This is a genomic window from Devosia insulae DS-56, assembly GCF_000970465.2.
Lineage (GTDB): Bacteria > Pseudomonadota > Alphaproteobacteria > Rhizobiales > Devosiaceae > Devosia_A > Devosia_A insulae.
Map to the genome: position 1 here is coordinate 1 of NZ_LAJE02000087.1, position 7,390 is coordinate 7,390.

The 7,390-nt window shown below is 66.1% G+C and carries 5 protein-coding genes; 2 read left to right on the forward strand and 3 right to left on the reverse strand.

Features of this window, described 5'->3' with window-relative positions; all coding sequences use genetic code 11:
* Nucleotides 1–44: 44 nt before the first annotated feature.
* Nucleotides 45–1,043, reverse strand: coding sequence for a DNA topoisomerase IB (locus VW23_RS06030; protein ID WP_069908685.1), 999 nt, complete (start codon nt 1,041–1,043; stop codon nt 45–47).
* 7 nt (nt 1,044–1,050) lie between these two features.
* Nucleotides 1,051–1,224 carry a hypothetical protein gene (locus VW23_RS28890; RefSeq protein ID WP_176730342.1) on the reverse strand — a complete coding sequence of 58 codons (174 nt, stop codon included), beginning with the start codon at nt 1,222–1,224 and terminating at the stop codon, nt 1,051–1,053.
* A 120-nt stretch (nt 1,225–1,344) separates the two neighbouring features.
* Here VW23_RS28890 and ade point away from each other — a divergent pair, with 120 nt between their 5' ends.
* Both ade and VW23_RS06040 read left to right on the forward strand, forming a co-directional pair.
* Complete coding sequence (ade, locus tag VW23_RS06035) at nt 1,345–3,057, forward strand: adenine deaminase (protein ID WP_069908686.1); 1,713 nt, start codon at nt 1,345–1,347, stop codon at nt 3,055–3,057.
* Nucleotides 3,054–4,697, forward strand: coding sequence for a CocE/NonD family hydrolase (locus VW23_RS06040; RefSeq protein WP_069908687.1), 1,644 nt, complete (start codon nt 3,054–3,056; stop codon nt 4,695–4,697). Before ade ends, VW23_RS06040 begins: the two co-directional genes overlap by 4 nt.
* 422 nt (nt 4,698–5,119) lie before the next feature.
* Here VW23_RS06040 and VW23_RS06045 read toward each other — a convergent pair whose 3' ends face one another.
* The gene (locus VW23_RS06045; protein WP_069908688.1) at nt 5,120–7,312 is read right to left on the reverse strand and encodes a malate synthase G; all 2,193 of its coding nucleotides are present in this window, start codon (nt 7,310–7,312) and stop codon (nt 5,120–5,122) included.
* Nucleotides 7,313–7,390 lie beyond the last annotated feature (78 nt).

A 7,390-nucleotide genomic window follows, 5' to 3' on the forward strand; every position in this document is an offset into this window, starting at 1 on the left:
CCCCTCAAGGGGGAGGGGAGCTGCTCGCACTGAATAAAGTGCCCTTACCCCGCTGCCTCCAGCACCGACGCCAGCCGCACCTCACGCTGCCGCACGCCGTTGGCGCCGTCGCCGCCTGCGGCCCAGAGCGCCGCCAGCCGCCCCTTGTCGAACAGCGCATAAAGGCACGGCGCTACATAGCTGGCCCGGCTGATCGCCGGCGTGTTCTGCAGGAACGCCGCAACTTGCTTGGTCACCCCGGCCATCTGGCGCTTGCGCGCCGTCACCGATTCACCGGGCTCGAGCTTGGCCAGTGCCTCCGCCGCCATAGCGCTGGCATGGAGGGTGCGAAAGTCCTTGGCCGTCACTGCCACACCCGCCACCTCGCGCAGGTAGCGGTTGAGGTCGTCGGTGCGCAGCGGCTTCGACCTGCCGTCCTCGTCGCGATACATCAGCAGCCGGCGGCCGGGGATCGACTTCACCTTCTCGATCGCCGCCGCGAGCCGCGCATCGGCGAAGCCGTAGCTCGCTTTTTTGCCGCTCTTGGCCGGGAACCGGACCTGCACCTCGTCGCCCTCGACCACCACGTCGCGACTATAGAGCGTGCCGGCGCCGCGCGTGCCATGGGCGTCGAGATAGCGTTCGCGACCAACCCGCATGGCGGTGCGGTCGATCAGCGCCACGCCAAGCACCAGCGCCAGCTGCTTGCTGCCCGCCTCGGCCTCGAGGTCGTCGCGCACCCGTCGCCGGATACGCGGCAATGCGGCGGTGAGGAGGCCCAGCTGCAATTGCTTGTGCCGGACCCGCCGGGCCTCCCAATCCGGGTGATAGATATATTGCAGCCGCCCCGCCGCATCGGTGCCGCACGCCTGGATATGGGCCCGCGGGTTGGCGGCGATCCGCACCTCGGTCCAGGCCGGTGGAATCCCGAGCCCACGGGCGCGTTCGCGAATCTCGGCGTCGCGGATCAGCTCGCCGTCCTCGTCGACATAGCCGAAGCTGCGACCGTGCCGGCGGCGGCGGATCGTCAGCTCATCGCGGCTGACCCGCTTCAGTCTCGCCACGTCTGGCTTACACGCCCGTCGTCGTGTTGGGCGGCGGGGCCATGGCGTAGAACACCAGGTAGATCAGCCCGAAGGCGAGGACGATGCCGAGCACCGACCAGATCAGCACCCGGAAGTTCATCAGCCGCCCGCTGCCCTGGCGAACTTCGTTCGTCGACTTCTCGGCATCATAGGTTCGCATGGTGCTACTCGCTTGCAGATGAATGTGAAAACCAACGCGTCTGGAGCACCGCAGTTCCGTCCCCACTTGACCGTGACGAGCCGAACGAAGACGTTGGGACATGCAGATCACGGCCACGTCATGACGATTTCCCCCGAGCTCCTCACCCGCATGATCAAGGCGGGCGCCGGCGAGGTTCCGGCCGATGTGGTGATCAAGAACGTCCGGCTGCTCGACGTGATCTCCGGCTCCGTCACCCACACCGATATCGCCATCGTCGCCGACCGGATCGTCGGTACCTATGGCTACTACAACGGCAAGACGCTGATCCAAGGCGACAACCGCTTCGCGGTGCCCGGCTTCATCGATACGCACCTGCACATCGAATCCTCGCTGGTGACGCCGTTCGAGTTTGATCGCTGCGTCCTGCCGCATGGCGTCACCACGGTGATCTGCGATCCGCACGAGATCGCCAACGTGCTGGGCGCCGACGGCATCCGCTATTTCCTCGAGTGCGCCGAGCGCACTGTGATGGATATCCGGGTCAACCTCAGCTCCTGCGTGCCGGCAACACCGCACGAAACCTCCGGCGCCCGGCTCGAAATCGCCGACCTCGAGAAATTCCGCCATCACCGCCAGGTCATCGGCCTCGCCGAGATGATGAACTATCCGGGGGTGCTCGCGGCCGATCCGGGGATCATCGCCAAGCTCGTGGCATTCCAGGGTGAGCATATCGACGGTCACGCCCCGCTGGTCACCGACCTCGCCCTCAACGGCTACCTCGCTGCCGGCATCCGCACCGACCACGAGTCGACCACCGCGGTGGAGGCACGCGAAAAGCTTTCGAAGGGCATGGCGATCCTGATCCGCGAGGGTTCGGTGTCGAAGGACCTCGAGGCCTTGGCCGAGATCCTCGATGCCAATACCTCGGCCTATGTCGCGCTCTGCACCGATGACCGCAACCCGCTCGATACGCTCGAGGAAGGCCATCTCGATTCCTCGATCCGCCGGCTGATCGGTCGCGGCCGGCCGCTGCATCACGTCTATCGCGCCGCCTCGCACTCCGCCGCTCGCATTTTCGGGCTGAAAGACCGCGGCCTCGTCGCCCCCGGCTATCGCGCCGATATCGCGCTGCTCGATGATCTCGAGGGCTGCCGGGTCGCCGAGGTGATCACCGCCGGACGGCTGGTGCGGCCCGAGCTGTTCGCGGCCCGCCAGCCGGTGCCGCCGGTCGGCCTCGCCTCGATGAAGGCGCAGCGGGTCGGCCCCTCAACCTTCATCGTGCCGCCCAACCCGCGGCAGAACGAAACCCCTGTGATCGCGGTGCGGCCGGGGCTGATCCTCACCTATCGCGAGTCGGCGACGCTGGAAGTCTCCGACAAGGGCACCCTGCCCGACCTCGAGAACGACGTGATCAAGATCGCCGTGATCGAACGGCACGGCATCAACGGCAACGTGGCGCTGAACTTCACCAAGGGGTTTGGTCTGAAACGCGGCGCCATCGCCTCCTCGGTCGGGCACGACAGCCACAACATCACCGTGGTCGGCGCCGATGACGAGGATATGGCCGTGGCGGTCAACCGGCTGATCGAGCTGGGCGGCGGTTTCGCCGTCGCCGATGGCGGGCGGATTACCGCCGAACTGGCGCTGCCGATTGCCGGACTGATGAGTCTGCTCAGCTTTGAAACCGTCGCAGATAAGCTCCATCACCTGCGGCAGGCGGCCTATGACCTCGGCTGCACCCTGCCCGAACCATTCCTGCAGGTGGCCTTCCTCGCCCTGCCGGTGATCCCGCATCTGAAGATGACCGACCGGGGGCTGTTCGACGTGGACAAGTTCGACTTCGTCAAATGAGCTTTGCCAGCCGGTTCCTTGCCGACCTCTATAAGCTGCCGAAGCGCAGATGCGGCATCGTCCGCACCCGCAATATCCGGGTGCCGATGTATGACGGCGTTGCACTGGCGACCGAGCATTTCGCCCCGAAGCTGCCCGGCAAGCACCCCACCATCCTGATGCGCGAGCCCTATGGGCTCTCAGGCTTTGCGACGATTGGCGAAGTCTATGCCGAGCGCGGCTTCCACGTCGTGCTGCAGGCCTGCCGCGGCACCGACAAGTCGGAAGGCGAGTTCGACCCGTTCGGGCACGAGCGCGACGACGGGCTCGCCACCATCGACTGGATCAAGGCGCAACCCTGGTTCGATGGCCGGCTCGGCACCTCGGGCCCGAGCTATCTCGGCTATGCGCAATGGGCGATCTGTGACGCGCTGCCCAAACAGTCCGCCATGGCGATCAAGGTGACCAGCGCGGAGTTCCGCTCCATCGTCTTTCCCGGCGGCGGGCTGGCGGTCGGCCTGTGGCTGAGCTGGATCCAGACGGTCGAGGGCCTCCGCGGCAACCCGATGCGCACCGCGCAGCGGATGTTCACCGGCGGCATCGAACGCACGACGCTCCGCGCCACCATGAAGCTGCCGTTGCGCGATGCCGACAAACGTGTCACCGGCCGCGAGGTGCCGTTCTGGCGCCGCTGGATGGACGAGGCAATCGGCAACGATGCCTTCTGGCAGCCGCTCGACCACACCCACCGCATCGGCGCCCGCACCCCGCCGGTGAGCTTCACTTCGGGCTGGTACGATTTCATGCTCGACCAGCTGCTGCGCGATTACGCGACGCTGGTCGATGCCGGCCACACCCCGCAACTGACGGTCGGCCCGTGGTTCCACGTCAGCCCCGACCTGCAGATGGAGAGCGTCAAGCAGACGCTCGAGTGGATGAATGCCAAGCTGCTCGGCGACGCCACGAGCCTCAGGGCCAAGCCGGTGCGGCTCTACATTGGCGGGCTCGGCGAATGGCGCGAGTTCGAAAGCTACCCGCCGATGCAGGCCGAGAACCAGATCTGGCACATCCACCCCGAGCAGGTGCTGTCGCAGCGCCCGGTCCGCGCCTCAGCGCCCGATACCTACACCTATGATCCCGCCCATCCGACCCCGGCGGTCGGCGGCGCCATGTTTGCCTTCAACGGCGCCGGGCCGGTCGACAACGCGCCGCTCGAAAAGCGCGACGATGTGCTGGTCTACACCTCCGAGCCGTTGTTCAACCCCATCACCATCCTCGGCCAGGTGCGGATCGCGCTGCATGCCCGCTCGACCCTGCCCAACACCGATTTCTTCGTGCGGCTCTGCGATGTCGACGAGAAGGGCCTGTCGATCAATGTCTGCGACGGCATCATCCGCAAGACCTCGGCCGACCCGGCGGTGCCCGACGATATCTGGAAGCTGAACTTCCGCATGCACGCCACCGCTCACCGCTTCAACCGCAACCACCGGCTGCGCGTCATCGTCGCCAGCGGCGCCCACCCCCGCTACGCGAGGAACACCGGCACCGACGAGGCGCTGGGGGAGGCCTCGCACCTCGCCTCAGCCGATATCGAAATCTTCCACGATCCGGCGCACCCGAGCGCCATACATCTGCCGGTGGTGGAGCTGGATCGGGCCTGAACTGGATGTCGGCGGTCTGCGTCCCCTCGCCCCTGAGGGGAGAGGGTAGTGCAGCTAGGACCGTCAGGTCCGTAGCGGAACTAGGGTGAGGGGTTCAGCTTCTCGGCGAGCGCGTATGGCGTCGCTTCACCCCTCAACCGGCGCTTCGCGCCACCTTCTCCCCTGAGGGGAGAAGGGGCGCTTCACCCCTCAACCGGCGCTTCGCGCCACCTTCTCCCCTGAGGGGAGAAGGGACGAGGGCTCGACCACCAAACTCCCAACACCCACCGGCTGTCATCCCAGCGAAAGCCGGGACCCAACTCACAGCAAGCGCAAGTGGATGAATGGGTCCCAGCTTTCGCTGGGATGACACCGAGTTTGATGAAGCTGCGGTGGGCCATCAGCCAATTTCCAGCGAGAGAGCGGACCGCTGGACGATCGAGTTACACCCCCGCCTTAACCCGCTCCCGCGCCGCATGGAGGATCGGCTCGGTATACCCCGACGGCTGCACCGCGCCCTCGAGCGCCAGGTCGAGCGCTGCCTGATAGGCGATCGACGTCCCGAAATTCCCCGCCATCGGCCGGTACAGCGGATCGCCGGCATTCTGGCCATCGACCACCGCGGCCATCTTCTCGAACGAGGCCTTCACCTCGGCCTCGCTGACCAGCCCGTGCTTCAGCCAGTTGGCCACCGCCTGCGAGGAGATGCGGCAGGTGGCGCGGTCCTCCATCAGCCCGACATTGTTGATGTCGGGTACCTTGGAGCAGCCGACGCCCTGGTCGACCCAGCGCACCACGTAGCCCAGAATCCCCTGCGCGTTGTTGTCGAGCTCGCGCAGCACCGCTGCCCTATCGAGCGTCGAGGCGTCCAGCACCGGCATCGAGAACAGGTCCTCGAGACCAGGAATCGGCTGGTTATTGCCCTTCTGCCGAGCATCGCGCAGTTGCCATAGCCGCAGCTTCTGCTGCTCGAACACATCGATCTGGTGGTAGTGCAGCGCGTGCAGCGTTGCGGCCGTCGGCGACGGCACCCATGCGGTGTTGGCGCCGGCCTTGGGGTGGCCAACCTTGGCGTCCAGCATTGCCGCCATGTCGTCCGGCCGCGCCCACATCCCCTTGCCGATCTGCGCCTTGCCGGAGAAGCCCGCCTCAAGGCCGATCAGCACGTTGCGATCCTCATAGGACTGGATCCACTTTTCCGCCTTCACGTCGTCCTTGCGCAGCACCGGACCGGCCAGCATCGAGGTATGGATCTCGTCGCCGGTGCGATCGAGGAAGCCGGTATTGATGAAGAACACCCGCTTGCGGGCGGCATAGATGGCGGCCTTGAGGTTAGCCGAGGTGCGGCGCTCCTCGTCCATGATGCCGATCTTGATGGTCTCGGGCTTCAGCCCCAGCACCTTCTCCACCGCACCAAAAATCTCGCAGGCGAAAGCAACCTCGTCCGGCCCGTGCATCTTGGGCTTCACCACATAGATGGCGCCGTTGGTCGAGTTGACCTTGTCCGAGAGTGCGCAGAGCGCGGTAATCACCGCATCCATCAGGCCTTCGCCGATCTGATTTCCCTGAGGGTCGAGCACGGCTTTGGTGGTCATCAGGTGGCCAACATTGCGCACCAGCAGCAGCGCCCTGCCCTTCAGGGTCAGGGGCTGGCCGTAGATGTCCTTGTACTGCCGATCGGCATTGAGCTTGCGGGTCAGCGGCTTGCCGCCCTTTTCGAACGTCTCGCTCAGCGTGCCGTTCATCAGCCCGAGCCAGTTGCGATAGACCCCGACCTTGTCCTCGGCATCCACCGCTGCGACCGAATCCTCGCAGTCCTGAATGGTGGTCAGCGCCGACTCGATGATCACGTCGCTGAGGCCTGCCGGATGCAGTGCCCCGATCGGGCTCGCGGGATCGATGATCAGGACGACGTGCAGACCGTTATGGCGCAGCACCAGCTCGCCGCGTTCCTGCGTGCCGCCATAGCCGACGAACTGCGCGGGGTCCGTTAGGCCCACACGGCCAGCAACGGTATCGGCAACGAACACGCGCCGGTCGCCCTCCTTGACCACATGATAGCCGGTGACGTCGCGATGGCTGCCCGAGGCCAGCGGGAACGACGCATCGAGGAACTCGGCCGCGCGGGCGACAACGGCGGCGGCGCGGGCCGGGTTCAGCCCCTTGCCCGGCGCCAGTTCGCCCTCGCGCGAAATCGCGTCGGTGCCGTAGAGCGCGTCGTAGAGGCTGCCCCAGCGGGCGTTCGCAGCGTTCAGCGCATAGCGCGCGTTCGACACCGGCACCACCAGCTGCGGCCCGCAGATCGAGGTGATCTCCGGGTCGAGCCCGCTGGTCTCGATGGTGAAGTCGGCGGGCTCGGCAACGAGATAGCCGATCTCCTTGAGGAAAGCCTGGTACTTCGCGGGATCGGCGCCGACCGGCCCGTTGGCCTTGTGCCACTCATCGACCTGGGTCTGGATCCGGTCACGGATCGCCAGCAACTCGCGGTTGCGCGGCGCGAAATCCCGTACCAGCCCGGCGAGCCCGCTCCAGAACTGCTCGGCCGACACGGCAGTGACCGGAATGGCTTCCTGCTCGACGAAATCCACCAGCAGCCGATCGACCTTCAGGCCGGATTTCTCGATGTAGTCAGCCATTACTATCCTCGTTCTCTCTGCTCCCCTTCCCCCTGAGGGGAGGGGTGGGCGCCTGACTCTTATACACATCTCACGCTC

Bases quoted from the DNA above. Each gene is read 5' to 3' on its own strand.
- VW23_RS06045 (WP_069908688.1), bottom strand. From the start codon at position 7,312: ATGGCTGACTACATCGAGAAATCCGGCCTGAAGGTCGATCGGCTGCTG.
- VW23_RS28890 (WP_176730342.1), bottom strand. From the start codon at position 1,224: ATGCGAACCTATGATGCCGAGAAGTCGACGAACGAAGTTCGCCAGGGC.
- ade (WP_069908686.1), top strand. From the start codon at position 1,345: ATGACGATTTCCCCCGAGCTCCTCACCCGCATGATCAAGGCGGGCGCC.
- VW23_RS06040 (WP_069908687.1), top strand. From the start codon at position 3,054: ATGAGCTTTGCCAGCCGGTTCCTTGCCGACCTCTATAAGCTGCCGAAG.